14 protein-coding genes are annotated in these 20,761 nt (G+C 55.8%); 10 read left to right on the forward strand and 4 right to left on the reverse strand.

What is annotated here, in order from left to right; all coding sequences use genetic code 11:
• Nucleotides 1-267 precede the first annotated feature (267 nt).
• The 3 genes from ACZ46D_RS04170 to ACZ46D_RS04180 are packed head-to-tail and all read right to left on the reverse strand — an operon-like array spanning nt 268 to nt 2,740.
• Complete coding sequence (locus tag ACZ46D_RS04170; protein WP_464928776.1) at nt 268-819, reverse strand: nitrous oxide reductase accessory protein NosL; 552 nt, start codon at nt 817-819, stop codon at nt 268-270.
• A 30-nt stretch (nt 820-849) separates the two neighbouring features.
• A complete protein-coding gene (locus ACZ46D_RS04175; RefSeq protein WP_464928777.1) occupies nt 850-1,386 on the reverse strand; it encodes a response regulator transcription factor in 537 nt (178 codons plus the stop codon).
• Nucleotides 1,379-2,740, reverse strand: a complete 1,362-nt coding sequence (locus ACZ46D_RS04180; RefSeq protein ID WP_464928778.1) for an ATP-binding protein — start codon at nt 2,738-2,740, stop codon at nt 1,379-1,381. Before ACZ46D_RS04180 ends, ACZ46D_RS04175 begins: the two co-directional genes overlap by 8 nt.
• Nucleotides 2,741-3,016: 276 nt before the next feature.
• Between ACZ46D_RS04180 and ACZ46D_RS04185 the strand changes: the two genes are divergently transcribed.
• The 4 genes from ACZ46D_RS04185 to ACZ46D_RS04200 all read left to right on the forward strand — a co-directional run bounded on the left by ACZ46D_RS04185 (nt 3,017) and on the right by ACZ46D_RS04200 (nt 9,388).
• Complete coding sequence (locus tag ACZ46D_RS04185; protein ID WP_464928779.1) at nt 3,017-3,583, forward strand: TorD/DmsD family molecular chaperone; 567 nt, start codon at nt 3,017-3,019, stop codon at nt 3,581-3,583.
• A 1-nt stretch (nt 3,584) separates the two neighbouring features.
• Nucleotides 3,585-5,840: a molybdopterin-containing oxidoreductase family protein gene (locus ACZ46D_RS04190; protein WP_464928780.1), complete on the forward strand. Its 2,256-nt coding sequence runs from the start codon at nt 3,585-3,587 to the stop codon at nt 5,838-5,840.
• A 65-nt stretch (nt 5,841-5,905) separates the two neighbouring features.
• Nucleotides 5,906-6,721 (forward strand): 4Fe-4S dicluster domain-containing protein, encoded by an 816-nt coding sequence (locus tag ACZ46D_RS04195; protein ID WP_464928781.1) that lies wholly within the window; start codon nt 5,906-5,908, stop codon nt 6,719-6,721.
• Nucleotides 6,722-7,012: 291 nt separating this feature from the next.
• The gene (locus tag ACZ46D_RS04200; protein WP_464928782.1) at nt 7,013-9,388 is read left to right on the forward strand and encodes a PAS domain-containing hybrid sensor histidine kinase/response regulator; all 2,376 of its coding nucleotides are present in this window, start codon (nt 7,013-7,015) and stop codon (nt 9,386-9,388) included.
• A 221-nt stretch (nt 9,389-9,609) separates the two neighbouring features.
• Here ACZ46D_RS04200 and ACZ46D_RS04205 read toward each other — a convergent pair whose 3' ends face one another.
• Nucleotides 9,610-10,701 carry a GTP pyrophosphokinase gene (locus ACZ46D_RS04205; RefSeq protein ID WP_464928783.1) on the reverse strand — a complete coding sequence of 364 codons (1,092 nt, stop codon included), beginning with the start codon at nt 10,699-10,701 and terminating at the stop codon, nt 9,610-9,612.
• Between the two features lie 394 nt (nt 10,702-11,095).
• Here ACZ46D_RS04205 and uvrC point away from each other — a divergent pair, with 394 nt between their 5' ends.
• The 6 genes from uvrC (at nt 11,096) to pilB (ending at nt 20,664) form a co-directional block, all read left to right on the forward strand.
• Nucleotides 11,096-12,961, forward strand: coding sequence for an excinuclease ABC subunit UvrC (gene uvrC, locus ACZ46D_RS04210; RefSeq protein WP_464928784.1), 1,866 nt, complete (start codon nt 11,096-11,098; stop codon nt 12,959-12,961).
• Between the two features lie 328 nt (nt 12,962-13,289).
• A complete protein-coding gene (gene nifU, locus ACZ46D_RS04215; protein ID WP_464928785.1) occupies nt 13,290-14,123 on the forward strand; it encodes a Fe-S cluster assembly protein NifU in 834 nt (277 codons plus the stop codon).
• Nucleotides 14,123-15,337, forward strand: a complete 1,215-nt coding sequence (nifS, locus tag ACZ46D_RS04220; protein WP_464928786.1) for a cysteine desulfurase NifS — start codon at nt 14,123-14,125, stop codon at nt 15,335-15,337. The genes nifU and nifS overlap by 1 nt, the downstream gene beginning before the upstream one ends.
• A 24-nt stretch (nt 15,338-15,361) precedes the next feature.
• The gene (locus tag ACZ46D_RS04225; RefSeq protein WP_464928787.1) at nt 15,362-16,318 is read left to right on the forward strand and encodes an FAD-dependent thymidylate synthase; all 957 of its coding nucleotides are present in this window, start codon (nt 15,362-15,364) and stop codon (nt 16,316-16,318) included.
• Between the two features lie 99 nt (nt 16,319-16,417).
• Nucleotides 16,418-18,181, forward strand: a complete 1,764-nt coding sequence (locus ACZ46D_RS04230) for a formate--tetrahydrofolate ligase (protein WP_464928788.1) — start codon at nt 16,418-16,420, stop codon at nt 18,179-18,181.
• 266 nt (nt 18,182-18,447) lie between these two features.
• Entirely contained in the window at nt 18,448-20,664 is a 2,217-nt protein-coding gene (gene pilB / locus ACZ46D_RS04235) for a type IV-A pilus assembly ATPase PilB (RefSeq protein ID WP_464928789.1), read from the forward strand.
• Nucleotides 20,665-20,761: the final 97 nt, after the last annotated feature.

Raw genomic sequence — 20,761 nt, forward strand, 5'->3', positions numbered from 1 at the left:
TCCCTCCCGTAGGATGAATATTCTTGAGTGACTTTCACTCCCTGACTTAATGATAAGTTTTTTCAAGAGAAAGTCAATCATAAAAAGTGCGTAATTTCAGCTAGTTATGTGTAACTCACAGCTGTGAGGATTCGGGGTGCAAAAGGGGGCAGCATCAGAGGAAGAGCTTGTTTCCGTCAATCATGACAATTGCGTGTGGCAGATGCGGCTTGGCTCGGGAAGGGGATGGGCACGGGGGATGCTCCCCCGTGCCTGGCGCGTGGTATCTTATTGCATGGGAGGGTGCGGCATATTCATCTGCATGTGCATTCCGCCCATGAGCGGCTTGATGGTAGCCATGCTGATGTTGGCGTAGGTTTCGATGGTTCCGCCGTTGGCCTTCTGGAATTCTTCCGCTGCGGCGCGGGTGGCAAAGGGAATAAGCTCCTTGCCCATCGGCCCCATCTCCTTGCTGTCGATCACATAATGAGCCGCCTTGCCATCAAGCCACTTGCCGGTTTTGAAATCCTTGACCCAAATGGCGGCTATCTGCTCAGGCTGACGTTCGGGCGCGAATTTCTGCATATTGAGCAGAAAGCGGAACATGCATTTGTTGCCGTCAAAGGCAGCCATGGTTCCATCCGTGAAAATGACCTGGGTCTGCCATTGGGGGTAGCGATGCGGATACATGCCGCAGGCAGCGCAGCTCATCTTTTCGGTGATCGTCTGGGGCTGCTGGTCTGCGGCAAGGGCTGGTCCGCAGGTCAGCAGCATTGCCGCGCTCAACACTGCGAGGATAAGCCGTTTTCCGGGAGTGTTGCCAGTCTGTTTGGTGTGCATGCTCGTCTCCTTGTGTGAGGGTTGCTGGGTTTATTTGCTGGGAGGATACTTTTGCAGCTTTCGTTGCAGGGTTCGCCGGTGCAGATCAAGTTTTTTGGCGGCCAGGGAGATGTTGCCGTCGCAGTCGGTGAGGACGCGATTGATGTGTTCCCACTCGGCCCGGGCCAGGGAAGGGGCCGAGAACTCATCCTGATCCACCTCCAGAGCAAGCTCGGGGTTTCGGGCAAAGGCGCCGAGAATATCGTCCACATCCGCCGGTTTGGGTAGGTAATAGAGCGCTCCCAGTCGGACCGCCTCCGTGGCCGTGGCGATGCTGCCGTAGCCGGTGAGCACGACCATCTGCATGTCCGGGTTGATTTCCCTGGCCGCGGCAATGAGCTCCAGCCCTGATTTGCCGGGCATTTTCAGGTCAATCACTCCCAGGGCAGGTTTCTGTTCGTTGATGATCAGCAGGGCCTCATCGAAATTACCGGCCGTGAAAATCGTGAACCCTCGCTGGGTAAAAGCCTTTGCCAACCGCTCTCGAAACAGCTCCTCATCGTCCACCAGAAGAATCGTTTTATCCATGAAATACCTCCGGCGTATCGGCCTTGATCTGTTGCAGGGCAAAGAAAAGTGTCACCTTCGAGCCTTTGCCCGGCTGGGAGATGAGGCTTAATCCCCCGCCGAATCGTTCGGCTATCGACTTGGCAAGAAAGAGGCCAAGCCCCAGACCCTTGCCCGGTTCCTTGGTGGTGAAAAATGGTTCCGCCGCCCGGGCGGCAATATTCGGAGCCATACCGGAGCCCTTGTCCGTGACTTCAATAAAGAGCCGGGTTGCGTCCTGCCGGCACTCCACCAGGATAGGTGCACTCGGCGCAGCATCCAGTGCATTCTTGATCAGGCCCCGGATAATGCGGCGCAGGGTGCGAAGCGGCATTCGGACTAAAAGCCCGTCCGTCCTATTACTATAATGTACCTGATTTTTGATGGTGGCGGGAAAAGTGTTGATCAGATTTTCCATGAGCTCGTCAAGAGAAAAATCCGTAAATGCCTCACCCATCTGATCCCCGGCATCGGCGGCCAGATGGAAGAGAATATCCTTACACCGAGCAACCTGATCGCGGATCAGGTTGACATCGGCAAGAAGTTCCGAGAAGTCTGCCCCGTTGTTTTTTTTCAGGGCATGGAGCATCTCACCGGCTGCCACGGCGATGGTTGACAGGGGGGTGGAAAATTCATGGGCTGCTCCGGCGGCAAGGGTGGCAAGGGAGGCCATTCTTTCGCTTTTTGTTTTTTCCTCCTGCAGGTCCGCCAGGGTTTTTTGGTGCCGGGCCAGGGCCAGCTGAATCCGGCTGACAAAGAAAACAATAAAAAACGCGGTTACGGCAAAGGCGACCCACATGCCCTGGAGATGGATTTTTAGGGGGTCACTCAGGGTTGCCAGTATGGTTGGCTCCGGATGACAGGACTGATTCAGGCCTCCTTCGGCAGGCAGAAAGAAGAGGGTAGCATAGCAGCCGGTGGTGAAAAAGGCCAGACTCCATGACCAACCGGGCGGCATGAGGATGGCCCCCAGGGTGATATGCACCAGATAGAGGAAGGTGAACGGGTTCATGGGGCCGCCGGAATAGTAGATAAGTCCGGTGAGCAGAGCGGTGTCCAGAAACATGACCAGCGCGAAGACGTGGTCGGCCATGGCCATTTTTTTCTTTTCCAGAAAAGCGAACAGGAGATTGGTGATGATTTCAAAGGCCAAGATGCCGGAGATAATCCGGTAGGGAAGACTGATTTCAAGAAAGAAGAGGGCGATCAGCACCAGGAGAACCTGAGCCGCCACCGCACCCCAGCGCAAATGCAACAGCCAGGCGAAGGCGATTCTGGCCGAGGCGGTGTTTTTTTCTTCCCCGGTTATATTGTGATGTGGGACGGCAGGGTGCATAGAATAGCCTCGCTCTTTAATTGGCAAGCAACCCCCGATGCATACCATTATTCAACAGGAAGTTGAAGCGCAACCTGTGCCCCCCGTTGCAAATGCGACAATTTGCCGCATTTGCAACGGGGGGGCCTTGTGTTATAGCTTTTTTGTTGCTTCCTCTCCTTGTAAACGCTCACCGGGTGGGAACCTTCTGTGTTTTGTTGGCGGCTCTTCGATGTGATGATACTCCATCCGGTGAGCGTGTTTTTTTAACGATATTTCCTGCCCCCAGGTGAGGCCATGACCCAAGCCACTTCGATCAGCATGGCGGAGATCTACCGCTTTCTCGCCCAATCCATGCAATATCCCAGCCCCGACTGGATGCAGGCGGATTATTTCTCCGTACTCGACACCTTTCTTGCCGAGCTTGGTTGGGATGCCGAGGCGCAGGCCCTCCGGCAGTCAATCTCCAAAAGTGCTGACTGGCTTGAGCCTCTGCAGGTGGAACATACCCGGCTGTTCGTCAATGCGATTCCCACCGTGATCGCTCCGCCATACGGTTCGGTCTATCTCAGTGCCGATGGCATGCTCTACGGCCCCAGTGCCGAGAAAACAAAACTGTTTTACCACGAGCAGGGCTTCGATCTGGTGGGCGAGGCGGATATCCCCGATCATCTTACCTTTGAGCTGGAATTTCTGGCCCTTCTTGCCGAGGAAGGCAAGAGCGAGGAGGAAGAGCGTTTTCTTTCCCAGCATTTCAGGCCGTGGTTCCCAAAATTTCAGGCACGGATTTTACAAGAGGGTCATCACCCTTTTTATGGAGTTCTAGTTAATCTCATTGATTTTTTTACAAGGGAGGAAATGTGAAATGGCTTTGAATCTGACGAGACGTAAATTTCTCCAGACCGCATCCCTTGCGGCAGCCACGGCAGCGATGTCCGGCTGTTTTGCCAACAGGGCGAATGCGAGTACACCGTTTGTCAAAAAACCGTTTACCGCACCGGGCAGCTTTGCCGACACCAAGACCGTGGTGGGCGGGGTCTGCGAAATGTGTTTCTGGCGCTGTCAGCTGGTGGGCAAGGTGCGGGACGGTAAACTGGTAAAGCTTGAAGGCAACCCCAAGAGCATCGACAACGGAGCGAGCATCTGCGCCCGCGGCAACGCCGGAGTCAAGCTGCTCTACGATCCGGACCGGTTGAAATTCCCCATGAAGAATGTGGGCAAGCGCGGCGCTCCCCAGTGGAAGCGGATTTCCTGGGATGAAGCCCTGGACGAATGCGCAACCAAAATGAAGGCTGTGGTTGACAAGTGCGGCCCCCAGGGGGTTGCCATGTTTCCGCATGGTTCATCGGCAACGTACCCAATGGGATTTTTTGAGAATGTCGTTGGCACCCCGAACATTTCCGAGGCTTCCTTCTTTCAGTGTCGCGGTATTCGCGACATGGCCTACGTCGCCACCCTGGATACCGCGCCGGACGAGAACGTCGACATGGCCAATGCCAAGGCGATTCTGCTCCTGGGCGGTCACTTCGGGGAGAATGTTCATGTCTCCCACGTGAAACGGTATCTCAAAGGGCTGGAAAACGGTGCCAAACTGATTGTTGTCGATCCCCGTTTTTCCGCTTCCGTGGCCAAGGCCGATATCTGGGTCAAGATTAAGCCCGGCACCGATACCGCTTTCCTCCTGGCGATCATGAACTACCTGATTAAAGAGGGCAAATACGACAAGAAATACGTTGCGGAACACGGCAAGGGTTTTGACAAGTTCACTGCCGCCATTGCCCATGCCAAGCTCGATTGGGCCGCCAAGATCTGCGATGTGCCGGCGAAACAGATCAAGGAGGTGGCCGACATGCTGGCCGCCAATGCCCCCAATGTCTCCATCCATCCGGGCCGCCATGTGAGCTGGAACGGCAATGACTTTCAGCGTGAGCGCTCGTTGGCCTGTCTCACCGGCCTGCTCGGCGCCATCGGGGTCAAGGGTGGCTTCGTGGCGGGCAAGGGCCCCAAGGTTGGCAAGGCTGGCGGCTGGCCCAAGGTAAATACGGAGCATGCCGAACACTATGCCCTGCACACCATGGCGAAAAAATATCCCTATACCCCGCCGGGGACCCCCACCGATCTGATCCGGGAGGCTGCGGTTTCCGGCAAGCCTTATGCGATCAAGGGTTTTGTCGCCTGGGGCCAGAATCCCATCCAGACTGTGCCTGGTCAGGATCTGACCGTCAAGATGCTCCAGCAGATGGATTTTGTTATGGTGGTTGATATCATGCCCACCGATATCACCATGTACGCCGATATCTTGCTCCCGGAGTCTTCCTACCTGGAGCGGTATGACATGATCAAGCCCGGCACCCAGTGGGATCTGTCCGGCAAGCAGGAGCAGTACATCTCTGCCCGCATGCCCCTTGTTTCTCCCACGGCGGCGGACCACGAGCGCAAAGATCCGGTCTGGATCACCAACGAACTGGCCAAGCGCATGGGCCTTGGTCAGCATATTCCGGTTCAGTCTCAAGAAGAAAAGACGGAAAAGATGCTCGCCGGGGCCAATCTTTCCATCGACCAGCTGATCAAGGAAGACGGAATCCACATCCAGCCCGGTGTCGATCCTTATGGCAAGGCGCTTGCCGTCACCTTCTTCAATGAAGAGATTGCTGGCAACGGCTTTCCCGGCGCACCCACCTATATTCCGGTGCCGGAGCCGCCTAAGGGTTATGCCCGTCTGGTATATGGTCGGTCGCCGGTCCATACCTTCAATCGTTCCCAGAACAACGTCTGGCTGGCCAACGAGATGCCGGAAAATCCGGTGTGGCTCAATGACGAGTCCGCTAAGAAGATGGGGCTGAAAGATGGCGACCGCATCGAGCTGGTCAACCAGGATGGCGTGAAATCCCAGACCAGCAGCGTGGTCAAGGTTACTCCTGGCATCCGTAAAGACACAGTGTACATGGCTCATGGTTACGGAACAAAGAATCCGGCCATGACTGTTGCCGTTGGCAAGGGTATCGACGACCAGAGCCTGATCACCAGGCTGGCTGTTGATCCTGAAACCGGGGCCCACGGCATGCGCAACAACTTCGTCAAGTTCATCAAGAGTGGCAAGGTGCTGAGCATTCCTGCCTAAAAATGAGTATTTTGGCGTGATGATACCGCAGGGAATTTAACCAATTCGATTTATGGAGGTATGCCGTGAGTCAATACGGAATGATTATAGATCTTGAGAAATGTGTGGGCTGCCATGCCTGCGCCATCGCCTGCCGGGCCGAGTGGGAGGTTCCCACGGGCAAGGATTCGGCGGAGCGGGAAAGAAGAAGAAACTGGGTAAAACGCCTGGGTCCGAGCAAGACCCCCCAGGGCTTGGCTTCCACCTATTATCCCGGCCTGTGCAACCACTGCGATAAGCCGGCCTGCGTCACGGTCTGCCCGGCGGACAAGGTAGAGGCCACCTTTACCGATGCGAAGAGTGGGGCGACTAAGAAGATGGAAGTGGCCGCCACCTGGAAGGACCCTTTTAACGGCACGGTACAGATCGACAAGGAGCGTTGCCTGGGTTGCGGCGCCTGCGCCGATGCCTGCCCGTACAGCGCCCGCTATGTGAATGAGGAAGAGGGCGATCCCAAGGCCGACAAATGCACCTTCTGCGTAGAGCGTCTGGCCCAGGGGTTGGAGCCTGCCTGTGTGCAGACCTGTCTGGCCCGCGCCCGGATATTCGGCGATCTCAATGATCCCAATTCCGAGGTTGCCAAATATGTGAAAAAAGGCGCGGTCAAACTGGAAAGCGCCAAGGTGAAGATCGGTCCCAATGTCCGTTATTACGGGAACAAGAAGGACATGCACCTGCTGACCACCACCTCAACCCCGCAGGCGATGCCGCAGGCCAATTTGCGACGGACTATCATGGCCCATATGTTGAAGCCGGCCATGGATAAGGCCAAGAGCCTAGGCATGCTTGGTTTGGCTGGAGCAATGATTGTTAAGGGTTTGAGCGAGGACGAGAAGGAATAAGTCGTACCGCGTTTTTGCTGGTTATGAAAATCCCCCGGAACCGAAAGGTGCCGGGGGATTTTTTTGTTTGTGCTCCGTAACCCGGGGGGTGATTTTTCAAGAGATGCCCCCGGAGGTTCCCGATAATCTCAGATGCTCGGCCCTTTCTCCGTAGGGGCTGCTCTATATTTGGCATTGACATTTATTTTTGGAGCATGGGATGCTTACCTGACGCAACTCCCGTTTTGCAAGAGTGCCACTTTCGCTCTCACGCATCTCAATCGGTTGTCGCGCAGATTACAGGAGAAGGCAATGATTGACGGAGTACCGGTGCTCATTGTTGTTAGTGCCGTTGTAATTGCTGGCTTGATCGGCATGATGCTGGTATTGCGTCGGGCAAGCCGCCGTCTGCAAAAACAGATAGAATTCTGGCATGAGCTGTTGGAACGGGCCACGGTCGGTATTCTGATTGTGTCACCGGAGCGCCGGATTATCGAGGTAAATCGGCGACTGTGCGAGATGTCCGGTTACAGCCGGGAGGAACTGGTAGGCCAAAGTGCCGAGATTATGCATCTTGATCGGACCCAGTTTGAGCATTTCAGGCAGTGGTTTGACAATGCCCGCAGCGACGGCCCGCTGATGCAGATTGAATACCAGTACCGCCGCAAGGATGGCAGCACCTTCTGGGGGGTCATCTCCGGGGGGGCGCTGGTGCTGCCCGATGGCAACATGGGGGTGGTCTGGAGCCTGACTGATATCAGCGACAAGAAGCAGACGGAAGCGGAGCTCGCCATCGAGCGCAGCCACATGCAGACTCTGTTTGAGGTGAACGGTTCCGGCATGCTGGTCGTCTCTGCCACCCGGCAAATCTTGCAGGTCAACCGTCAGTTTTGCAACCTGTTCGGCTACAGCCGAGAAGAGCTGGTGGGGCAGAGTGCCCGGGTTCTGCATGTTGATCAGCAGCATTATGAGGATTGGGCCCCCCGCTTTCAGGAGGCCAAGGCCGGCTTCCCTATTGCCAGTGCTGATTACCCTTGGCGCCGCAAGGATGGCACAGTTTTCTGGTGCTTCTTTGCCGGAGTCAAGATGCAACTGCCCAGCGGTGAGTCGGGTGTACTCTGGAATGTTATCGACATTACCGAACGCAAGAAAATAGAGGAACAGCTCTACCTCATGCTGTTTGCCATCAATGCCGCCAACGAGGGCTTTTTCTTGGCGGATGAAAGTGGTAACATCCGTTTTGTCAACGATGGCGCCTGCCGCCGCCTTGGCTATTCCCGTGAGGAGCTGCTTGCCATGCGGGTGTTCGATATCGATCCTGTCGAGTCCGCGGAAAAATGGCCGGAACATTGGCAATACCTCATGGAACATGGTTCACGGACCATTGAGACAGTACACCGAGCCAAAGACGGCACGGAATTTCCGGTGGAGGTCAGCATCAGCAGTGTAACCTATAATGGCATCAGCTATATCTGCGGCCTTTCCCGCGACATCACCGAACGCCTCCGCGCCGAGGAGGAAAAAACCAAGCTGGAGTCTCAACTCCGCCAGTCTCAGAAAATGGAGGCCATCGGCACCCTGGCCGGCGGTATTGCCCACGACTTCAACAACATTTTGGCCATCATTCTGGGCTACGCCGAACTGACCTTGTATGAAACCCCCGAAACAGACCCGCGACGAAACAAGCTTAGCGAGATCATCAAGGCCAGCACCCGCGCCAAGGAGCTGGTCCGGCAGATTCTGGATTTCAGCCGTAAAGCAGAAAGGACAAAAAAACCGTTTTTGATGGCGCCCCTCCTCAAAGAAACACTCAATATGGTGCGGGCTTCCATTCCCTCCACCATTGTCATCGAAGAGCGGATCAGCGTGGGGGACAGTACGGTGCTCGGCGATCCCAGCCAGCTGCATCAGGTAATCATCAATCTCTGCACCAATGCTTTCCATGCCATGGAAGAACAAGGCGGTACCCTCTCGGTCACCCTTGATTCCGTAGAGTTGGGGAGAGAAGAGGCCGCCGGGCTTGAAATTGGTGAGGGCCGCTATGTTCGGTTGATCGTGGCCGACAGCGGCTGCGGCATAAGCCCGGCTCTCCAGAGTCGAATCTTTGAACCCTACTTCACCACCAAGGGGGTGGGCAAAGGCTCCGGCATGGGATTGGCCGTGGTGCACGGCATCCTGCGCAGTCATGGCGGGCTGGTACGCCTCACCAGCCAAGAGGGGAAGGGTTCCTCCTTCGAGGTCCTTCTTCCCGCCATGGCGCAGCCTGCCGCGGAAAAAGTGGAAGAAGAGGGAAGTTCCTGTCCGCCGGGGACAGAGCGCATTCTGGTGGTGGATGATGAGCCGGCCATCACCGAAATGGTGAACCAGTGGCTGGGGCGACTGGGGTATAGGGTCACCACGAGCAACAACAGCGTGGAGGCGCTGGCCATGGTGCGGGAAAACCCAGAAGACTTCGACCTGATCGTCACCGACCAGTCCATGCCCTCCATGCCCGGCTCCGAGCTGGCCAAGGAGGTTCTAGCCATCCGGCCCGATGTACCGATCATCCTCTGTACCGGTTACAGCGCCATTCTGAGTGAGGAAAAAGCAATGGAGCTCGGCATAAAGAGATACGCCCACAAACCGCTGCAAGGTAATGAGCTGGCTCGGTTGGTCAGGGAGGTGCTGGATGACGGAAAGAGGGGGTGAGCCGACAGGGGCGGTTATTGTCAAAGGTTTGCGCGAGGACGAGAAGGAATAAGTCGTATTGCGTTGTTTCTGATTATGAAAAGCCCCAAGTGCCGTAAGGTGTCGGGGGATTTTTTGTTTGCGGGAGAAGTTTTCTTAAAACGGGGAAACTAACTTTTCAAGACCTGACTTCAATAGTCTCTTCCTATGCTAAATACAGTAACCTATAGAATATTCTCGTGTTATCCTGTGGGAGCAGACTTCTGGTAGGCCTCGATTATGCGGTTCGCTGTTTTTTTATGGTTTCCGCTTAGCCTTAGACCCTCTGCAAACCCTACAATACGTGAGACATCTCCTTGTTCTGCAAGTAAAACATAAGCCAGATAGAGCAGGCCGACACCTTCATACATAGTGTCATATTGCTTTTCTTCGAGCCAGTACTTTGCAAATTTTTCGATCCTGTCTAAGTGCGTAGTTGCAGCGTGTTCAAGTTCTGCAATAGTTGTGATGCCTAATAAGCCAATATTGGTGATATAGGTATCGATGTGCTCGTCCCCAGCTGCTTTTTTTAGGACAGCGCCAGCAGCGTTTGCAACTGATAGAGATGCCTTACGAATTGATGATCCTTCAGATTGCAGAAGTGAACTCAGAGAAATTTTATCAATACCGACGTTCTCTGGTTCGTTTTGAATTTCTGAGGGCACCGTCCTCGCATATGAATCAAGTTCGTGTCGTATTGCCGAAAATTCATTGTCAGCAAGCTCTAATAGTCCTGCAATACGAGAAAAACGTCGCCGTATATCCTTGGGTATCCCTACAGCTGACTTATATCCTAAATCATGCTCGATTTCTGCCCAAGCATGTTGAAGAATTGAACGAATCTGTATTTCGACTTTACGATAGTTGAAACGTGAATACTCCGAGAGTTTGCAGCGGTCTGCAATGAATGTGACAACGTAATGAAGCGACTGATAACCGAAACGGTCGGGATCCAGGAATTTCCTTTTATCAATAGAATTGTCAGGATCGACGGAGAACTCGCGTTCAACAATTTCTGCAACCTTATCAACATCATCGGCAAAATAGGTAGTAATGCGAACTGCAGCGAGATCTGTGATGTCACCCAACCTATCATATTCTTTATCTGGCTTGGATATCTTAGCAGCTAAGCTTGAGCGACTCTTACGCCGGTGTGTGATGGAATGTAGTTGCACACCATAGTTTAGAGAAATATTTTCAAGGAGCGAAGCGCTCGTAGCTGCAAGATCTTTATAAATGGCAATCTCGCCATCATATTCGGCAAGGATCTTCTTCTGGGTTTTCGAATCGATCATTTTTTGTTAACTCCTACAACCAAGTGAGCAATGATGCAGAAAAGAAGTCATCGGGGTCAGGTCTTGAAAAATCATATTTTTTGCTTGTCCGATGTGTGGTGGAATTGGGAATCCTCCCAACTCCAGAATGAAGCATGCAAAAGGTGTAAAGAAATAGCCTGCGCTTGTCAAAGTATTTTATGTTAGGCCGAGCAGAAACAGAGATGATCCCCAGAAAGAGGTCTGCGTGTTTGACAAAAATATCCGGGAGGGGTAGTCATATCACAACATTTCGTCATTCCGGCGAAGGCCGGAATCCAGCGTTTTTGAATAGTGCGGAAAGACTGGACACCGGTTTTCACCCGTGTGACGACTAATACGAGTTTGTCAATAACCGCGCCGGATGACGGTGATCATGCCCCCATTTGATTTCAAAGAATTTCTCCCAACCGTTCCCTTGAAGCCCGGCGTCTATCTGATGAAGAGCCGGGCTGGCGAGGTGCTCTATGTCGGCAAGGCCAGGGAACTGCGGAAGCGGCTATCCTCCTACGCCCGCATCGATCAGGCCCAGCACGGCAAAACCGCGATGCTGCTCTCCCAGGTGCGCGGGATCGAGACCATTGTCACCAATACGGAAAAGGATGCACTGATCCTGGAATCCGCGCTGATCAAGCAGCACCGGCCCAAGTACAATGTTATTCTTCGCGACGACAAGAGTTATCCGCTCCTCAAGGTAACGGTGCAAGAGGAATGGCCCAGGCTGGTGATGACCCGGCGGCGGGTCAAGGACGGGGCCCGGTATTTCGGCCCGTTTTCCTCTCCCTCGGCTATGTGGGAAACCATCCGTTATCTCAATTCGCTCTTCCCCCTGCGCCGCTGCAAGGAAAAGAGCCTCAAACCTAAGTCCCGCCCCTGCCTGAATCACCAGATGGGCCGTTGCCTTGCCCCCTGTGCGGACAAGGTCAGCCGTGAGGAGTACCGGGAGTTGGTCAATAATATCCTGCTGGTGTTGGAGGGAAAGAATCAGCAACTGGTCAAGGAGCTGTCCCGGAAGATGGCGCTGGCCGCCACGGAGCTGCGCTTTGAAGAGGCGGCTCAGCTGCGGGACCGGATCAACTCCCTGAACAAGACCCTGGAAAAACAGCAGGTGGTCGCGGCGCACGGCAGGGATCAGGATGTGCTGGGCTTTGCCCGCCAGGAGGCTTCCGTGGCCGTGGCCCTGCTCTTTATCCGCAAGGGGGTGATCACCGGCCAGCAGGCCTTCTTTCTCGCCGATCCGGTGGGCACGGACCCCGAGGTGCTGACCGAGGTCCTCTCCCGGTTTTACAGCGAGGAGGGACGGTATCTTCCCCAGGAGATTCTGCTGCCCTTTGCAGGCACCGATGATCCGCTCCTTGCGGAATGGCTGAGCGAACAACGGGGCGGCTCGGTGGCCATTGCCTGCCCGCAGCGGGGGGACAGGGTGCGGCTGCTGGAGATGGCCGAGGCAAATGCCCAACAGGTTTTGGTGGCGAGAAAAACCCGGCAGACCTCCTGGCAGGCTCTGGCCGGGGGGCTGCAAAAATCCCTCGGCCTGGCGAGGCTGCCGGAGCGGATCGAGTGTCTGGATATCTCCAACCTGGGTGGCAAGCAGGCGGTGGGTTCCCTGGTTTGCTTTGTCGGTGGAGAGATGGCCAAGAGTCGTTACCGCCATTATGGAATCCATACCGTGCCTGGGCCGGATGATTACGCCATGATGGCCGAGGTGTTGGGGCGGCGTTTTGCCAAGGGGCTGGCGGAAGGGGATATGCCCGATTTTCTCCTGGTTGACGGCGGCAAGGGCCAGCTCGGCGTGGCCATGCAGGCCTTGGCTGATCTCGGCATCCCCGGCACGGTTGAGCTGGCCGGTATTGCCAAGGAGAAGGCTGAGGAGGGGGAGAAACTGTACCGGCCAGGGCGGAAGAATCCGATCATCCTGGACCGGCATTCCCCGGTGCTCCTCTATCTCATGCGGATCAGGGACGAGGCGCACCGGTACGGCATAACCCTTCACCGGCGATTGCGGGGGAAAAAGAGCCTGACCTCTGCCTTGGAGCAGATTCCCGGGGTGGGCAAGGCGCGGAAGGAGTTGCTGCTGCGGGAGCTTGGCAGCATGCAGCGCATCGCTAAGGCCAACGTGGAAGAACTTGGGGCGGTGGCGGGCATTGGTCCGGCCCTGGCTGCGCAGATCTGGGCGCATCTGCATGGCGGCGAGGGTGCAGAATCGGCAGGGCAGGGGGAGAAGAATGCGGCAAAAGGGTAGCGGGGGAAGGGGCAGGGCAGAAGCCCACGGATTATTGTTGCTTTTTGGACCTTGAAAAACTAAATTGCTGAGTTCTGTAACGGGCCAGTATTGTCCGGTTGGAAAATTGCAGAGTGCCGGAAAGTCCCCTCTCCCCTTGCGGGAGAGGGATAGGGTGAGGGGGAAGGTGCAGGTTGTGAGGCTGTTGGCAGGTTCACCCACCCCCCAACCCCCTCCCGTCGAGGGAGGGGGAGTTTGAAGAACGATGAACTGGAATGGCGTGTGCGTGCGGGATGTTTGTCCGCCGCACGATCCGCCTCTTTTGCTTTGATTGCCGGGAGAAAATGCTATGTGGGAATATACGGACAAGGTTCGGGATCATTTCATGAATCCCCGGAATGTGGGCGAGATCGAGAATGCGGACGGGATCGGCGAGGTCGGTTCCCTTGCCTGCGGCGATGCCCTGACCCTCTATTTTAAGCTGGACGAGACCGGCAAGATTGCCGACGCCAAGTTCAAGACCTTTGGCTGTGCCAGCGCCATTGCTTCCTCTTCGGCGCTTACCGAGATGATCAAGGGGATTCCCCTTGAGGAGGCGGAGAAGATTACCAACCAGGACATTGCCGAGTATTTGGGCGGCCTGCCCAAGGAGAAGATGCACTGTTCGGTCATGGGCCGTGAGGCTCTGGAAGCCGCCATTGCCTACTATCGCGGCATTCCCCTGCCCATGGCGGAAGGGGAGGTGGTCTGCGAATGCTTCGGGGTCACCGACCTTGAGGTGAAGCGGGCTATCGAGGAAAACAAGCTCCAGACCGTGGAGGAAATCACCAACTTCACCAAGGCCGGCGGCGGCTGCGGCAAATGCATCCCCCGCCTGGAAGAGATCCTGCGGGAGGTCCGGCATGAGGCGAAGCCGCTGATCCTTGACCAACGGCCAGGCCGGCTTACCACCCTCCAGAAGATCAAGCGGATCGAAGAGGTGCTCGAACGGGAGGTCCGGCCCGCCCTGCGCAAGGATGGCGGCGATATCGAACTGATCGATGTGGATGGCGATTTTGTCATCGTCTCCCTGCGCGGCGCCTGTGTTTCCTGCAAGAAATCGCAGACCACCCTGAAGGAATATGTGGAAAAGAAGCTGCGCGAACAGGTGCTCGATACCCTGATCGTCGAGGAGGGGAAATAATGAATACGGTTTATATGGACAATAACGCCACCACCCGGGTTGCTCCGGAGGTGGTCGAGGTCATGCTCCCGTATTATTCCGACCTGTACGGCAATCCTTCCAGCATGCACACCTTTGGCGGCCAGGTGGGCCGCGCGGTGGAAGAGGCCCGGGGCAAGATCGCCGCGCTTCTGGGCGCCCAGCCCGACGAGCTGATCTTTACCAGCTGCGGCACCGAAAGTGACTCCACCGCCATCCTCTCCGCCCTGCAATCCTTTCCGGAAAAACGGCACATCGTCACCACCCGGGTCGAGCATCCGGCGGTGAAAAATCTTTGCGAGAGCCTGGATAAGCTCACCGGCCACAAGCACCGGATCACCCAGTTGCCGGTGAACAGCGACGGGACCCTCGATCTCAAGCTCTACGAAGAGAGCCTCAGCGACGAAACCGCCATTGTCAGCGCCATGTGGGCAAACAATGAGACCGGGGTCATCTTTCCCATTAAGGAAATGGCCGAGATTGCCAAGAGCCGGGGGATTTTGTTTCACACCGACGCGGTGCAGGCGGTGGGAAAAATTCCCATCGACCTGTCACAAGTACCGATTGATTTCCTTTCGCTTTCCGGGCATAAACTACATGCTCCCAAGGGGATCGGCGTTCTCTATGTTCGCAAGGGTACGCCTTTTGTGCCCTTTATCATCGGCGGGCATCAGGAACACGGCCGCCGGGGCGGCACGGAAAACGTGGCCGCCATCGTCGGCTTGGGCAAGGCCTGCGAGATGGCGGCCAAGCAGATGCAGGATGAAAATACCCGGGTGAAGGCGTTGCGGGACAAGCTGGAGGATGGGCTGCTGGCTGCCATCCCCCATTCCCTGCTCAATGGGCACAAGACCCTGCGCTTGCCCAATACGACCAATATCAGCTTTGAGTATGTGGAGGGCGAGGCGATTTTGCTCCATCTCGACCGCTTCGGGATCTGCGCTTCCTCCGGGTCTGCCTGTACCTCCGGGTCGTTGGAGCCTTCGCATGTTATGCGGGCCATGGGCGTGCCCTTTACCGCGGCGCACGGTTCGATCCGCTTGAGTCTCAGCGTGTACAACACCGAGGCCGAGGTGGACTTTGTCTTGGAGAAGTTGCCCCCGGTCATTGCCCAGCTCCGCGATATGTCGCCGTTTTGGAAGAGCGAACATAAGGGCAAGGTCGGCTCCAGTCAATGCAAGTGCAGCTGTTCCTAATAGAAGCTCGATAAGGATAACACCATGAAGGTTATACCGGCTTCGTTTGAAATACTGGAAGAACTGGATCGCCAGAGCCTGGCTGTGCGCATCGAGGCGTGCGGCCGCCTGTGCTACAAATCCGAGGACAAGATCACCGAGGCTTCGGCTGAGCCTTTTATAAAGGGGATTGTCAAACATGGCCATAATTCGGTCATGGAGATGGCAGCCCTGACCCTGCGGGTTGAGATCGACAGCGAGTCCCTGGTTGCCCAGTTTTTGAGCGTTATCCCGAAATACATCCAGTTTGACCGGCTGGAGAAAAAGGTACTGCTCATCACCGGCACGATCCGGGCCTTCCGGGAACTGGCCCGCGATTACGGCAAGGTCAAGTTGATCAAGGGGATGGCCGGCTATCTTGCCGAAATGTATCCGCTCTTCTTCTTTGATCTGGCGCCGAAACGCGGCTGGCTCCCCCAGGACGGGGTGGTAGTCACCGGGCTATCGCTGGACGAGGTCGATGGTCTTTCTGCGGATCTTTTGGCAAAACACCGCCATGTGGCGGTGCGGATTATAACCAACCGGGCTGTGACCCATGAGATCGTCCGGCACCGGCCCTGTTCCTATTTGCAGGAAAGCCAGCGCTATTGCCGGTATGCCGATGACAAGTTCGGCAACGAGGTCACCTTTATCGCCCCGATGTTTTTCAGCGAGGGGAGCAAGGAATACAAGCTTTGGGAAAAAGCCATGCTGGACACGGAGAAGATCTATCTCAAGCTCCTGGCCACCTCGTCGCCCCAGGCCGCCCGCACCGTGCTGCCCAACTCCTGCAAGACCGAGATTATCGTCTTTGCCAATCTGCTGGAGTGGCTGCACATCTTTAAGCTGCGTACCCCCAAGAATGCCGAGCCTTCCATGCGCGAGGTGATGATCCCCCTGGCCAAGGCTTTTCAGGAGCGATTTCCGGCTGTTTTTGCGGATGCCTCCTTTGCCACGGAATAGAAAATGATAGAAAAATCCGGGGTGCAGGCTGGAGCCTGTGCCCCATGTTTTTGTTGATACAGAGAAATCGAGAACAACTTACTGAAGAAGGAGAGAGAGATGGCTTTTGATGCGGTGAATATGGCGGATTGGCAGATTTCCGAGGCTGCCGAAAAGAACATGCCCACCCCTGAGGAGTGGCGAGACAAATTGGGACTCGAGAAAGACGAAATTCTCCCCATGGGCAGGTTGGCCAAGCTCGATTTCCTTAAAATTATGAATCGCCTCAAAAACAAGCCGGACGGCAAGTACATCGAGGTTACGGCGATTACCCCGACGCCTCTGGGCGAAGGGAAGTCCACCACCTCCTGCGGCTTGATGGAAGGGTTGGGCAAGCGCGGCAAGAATGTCGGCGGCGCCCTGCGTCAACCTTCCGGCGGCCCGACCATGAACGTCAAGGGGACCGCGGCAGGTGGCGGCAACTCCCTGTTGATTCCGATGACCGAGTTCTCTCTGGGCCTCACCGGTGACATTAACGACATCATGAACGCCCACAACCTGGGCATGGTGGCCATGACAGCCCGCATGCAGCATGAGCGGAACTACAACGATGAGCAGCTGGCCAGATTGACCGGCATGCGGCGGCTTGACATCGACCCCACCCGGGTGGAATTCGGCTGGATCATCGACTTCTGCGCCCAGGCGCTGCGGAATATCGTCATCGGCCTCGGCGGCCGTACGGACGGGTACACCATGCAGTCCAAATTCGGCATTGCCGTGGGCTCCGAACTCATGGCCATCCTGTCCATCGCCACCGACCTGGCGGATTTGAAGGAACGGATCAACAACATCACCGTGGCCTTTGACAAGAGCGGCAAGCCGGTTACCTGCCGCGACCTGGAAGTCGGCAACGCCATGGCCGCTTTCATGCGCAACACCATCAACCCGACCCTGATGTGCACCGCCGAGTACAACCCCTGTCTGGTCCACGCCGGACCTTTCGCCAACATCGCCGTCGGCCAGTCTTCCATCATCGCCGACCGGGTTGCCCTGAAACTCTTTGATTACAACATCACCGAGTCCGGCTTTGCCGCCGATATCGGTTTTGAGAAATTCTGGAACGTGAAGTGCCGCTACTCCGGCCTCAAGCCTCATGTCTCCGTTCTCACCGCCACGATCCGCGCCCTGAAGATGCACGGCGGCGGCCCGAAGGTTGTTCCGGGCAAGCCCCTTGATGACGCCTATACCAAGGAGAACGTCGGGCTGGTCGAGAAGGGTTGCGAGAACATGGTTCATCTGATCAACGTCATCCGCAAAGCCGGCATCAACCCGGTGGTCTGCATCAATCGCTTCTATTCCGACACCGACGAAGAGTGTAGGGTTGTTCGCCGGATTGCCGAGGCTGCCGGTGCCCGTTGCGCCGAATCCAAGCATTGGGAACTGGGCGGTGACGGTGCACTCGAGTTCGCCGATACGGTTATCGATGCCTGTAACGAAGAGAATGATTTCAAATTTCTCTATCCTCTGGAGATGAAACTGCGCGACCGGGTTGAGATGATCACCAAGGAAGTGTATGGCGGTGATGGTGTTGATTGGTCACCCGAGGCTAATGCCAAGGCTGAGATGCTGGAGAAAGATCCCCAGTATGCCGATTATGCCACCATGATGGTCAAGAGCCACCTGAGCCTGAGCCATGATCCGACCTTGAAAGGTGTGCCCAAGGGATGGCGTCTGCCGGTTCGGGACATCCTGATCTATTCCGGCGCCAAGTTCCTCTGCCCGTGTGCGGGAACGATCAGCCTGATGCCCGGCACCAGCTCGAATCCGGCCTTCCGCCGTATTGATGTCGACACGGAAACTGGGAAGGTTTCAGGGCTGTTCTAGTAATCGTTTGCTCATCTTTTCATCTTTTCATCCGGCACCGGTCAAGGGACGCTCGTCTTTTGGCCGGTGTTTTTTTTGCAGTGCAGGCGGAAAAACCGTAATCGTTTCCAGGCACCCCTAACCGCCATGGCTCCCTCCGTCCCGATCCCGGCTGCTTTTTTGTTGGCGAAGAACAGATATGCTTGTCAGTGGGCAACCGGATATAGTATTGATTAGTAGATAGTTTTTTCCGCAGATAACAACCTTTCAGGGGTAGCCTCGCATCCATGGCCGTAGCAGACAATAAATCAAATTTGCGTTCCACGGTAAAAGATCAATCCGGGGCCGGAAAGATCAAGATCGGCGAACTGCTGCGCAAGGCCGGGCAGATCAGCAGCTACCAGCTCGATGACGCCCTGGCCGCCCAGAAAAAATCCGGTGGCCGACTGAGCAGCATCCTCTTGCGCCTTGGCCATATTGAAGAATCCACCATCCTCAATTTTTTAAGCCGACTGCACAACTACCAATCCGTGGTGATCAGCAGGGAACCGCCCAAGCCCGAGGCTCTGGCGCTTCTCCCCTACGAGATTGCCAAGAAATATCTGGCTTTTCCTCTGCGGCAGATCGGTAAATCCCTCCAGGTCGCCATGGCCGAGCCCACGGATACCGGGGCGGTGGAGAGCTTGCAGGCTGCGGTTAAGATGCCGCTGACCGTCTGTGTCGCCACGGAAAAAGACATCGTTGATGCCTACAAGACCTATTACAAGATCAGCGATGATGAGCATCAATCTTTTTTCACCTCGGTGGGCGCGGAAGATAAAGACGAGGAATCTGTTACCCAGATCGACGACTTCGGCACCCTGGCCTCCGAGGCGGCCGATGGCATGGAGATCGCCTCCCTGGAAGATGAGTCGGGCGGTGATCAGTATTCCGCCTCGGACGCCCCCATCATCAAGCTGGTGAACGGCATCCTGCTCAAGGCGGTCAACGATGGGGTGAGCGATATCCATATCGAACCCTACGAAAAAACGCTCCAGGTGCGCTACCGCATGGATGGCTCCCTGTACAAGTCCATGAATCTGCCCCTCTCGATCAAGAATGCCCTGAATTCCCGGATAAAAATCATGTCCCAGCTCGACATCACCGAGCGTCGGGTGCCCCAGGACGGTCGTATCCGGATCAAGTTGGGACGTACCCGGGCCGTTGACTTCCGGGTTTCCACCCTGCCCACCCTGTTTGGGGAGAGTATTGTTCTGCGTATCCTCGACAAGGGCAGCCTGAATGTCGATCTCACCAAGCTCGGTTTTGAGAAGGAAACCTTTGCCACCCTTCAACGCTGTATCGAACGGCCCCAGGGTCTGCTGCTCGTTACCGGCCCCACGGGCAGCGGTAAGACGGTAACCCTCTACTCGGTGCTCAATTCGCTCAACAGCGAAGACACCAAGATCCTCACCGCCGAAGATCCGGTGGAGTTTAACTTCAAGGGGATCAATCAGGTCAATGTCAAAAAAGAAGTGGGGATGACCTTTCCCGCGGCGCTCAAGGCCTTTCTCCGGCAGGACCCCGACATCATCATGGTCGGCGAGATCCGGGATATGGAAACCGCGGAGATTGCCATCAAGGCGGCGATGACCGGCCATCTAGTTTTAAGTACGCTCCACACCAATGACTGTCCCGCCACCATCGGTCGTTTGGTGGATATCGGCATTCCGCCCTTCATGCTGGCCTCGGCCGTCACCATGGTCCTTTCCCAGCGGCTGGCCAGAAAGCTCTGCGTCCATTGCAAGGAAGAGCAGCCTCAGCCGCCCAAGGAAGAGCTTATTGCCCTGGGTTTTACCGAGAAGGATTTCGAGAAAGATTTCGTTATCTATGGTCCCAAGGGGTGCCAGAAATGCAACGGCGGCGGCTATAAGGGTCGGGTCGGCCTTTTTGAGCTGATGGAGATCACCGATGAGGTGGCCAAGGCGATCAGCGCGGAAGTGCCGGAAGATCAGCTCCGCAAGATTGCCGTGCAGGAAGGGATGACCCCCCTGCGGCGGGCCGGGGTGAAAAAGGTTATTGAAGGTGTCACCAGCATCGAAGAGATCCTGCGGCGAACCGTTATTACCGAAGAGAGTCTCCCCGCCTATCTGGTCCATCCGGATATCGAGGAGTACGAGGATGGGGATTTCATCATCCGGCAGAACAACAACGACAGTGATTTCTTTAAGCTGGTCATCGGTGCCGTATCCGTGGTCAAGGATGGCAAAAAGATCGCCGAGATCACCGAACCGGGCGAGTATTTCGGCGAGATGAGCGCCATTTCCGGCGAGCCCCGTTCCGCTTCCATCACCTCCAAGGGCCGGTCCAAGGTAAAACGTTTTCCCGGCGACAAGCTCCAGGAGGTTATTCAGAAATATCCCGAGGTGGCCAACCACCTTTTTAAAACCGTGGTCAACCGCTTGAGCCAGGCGAACAATATCATTGTCAAACTGGCAAACGATCGGGCAAAAAAACCGGAATGATACAGCGATAGCTCCCTTTCTCCTTGCCTGCCTTACGATTATTTCGTCCTCCCCCGTTTTTTTCTTCTATTTTCCTCCGGAAAATGTATAGTACAGG

The sequence above is a fragment of the Thiovibrio sp. Mzg5 genome, from assembly GCF_055379285.1.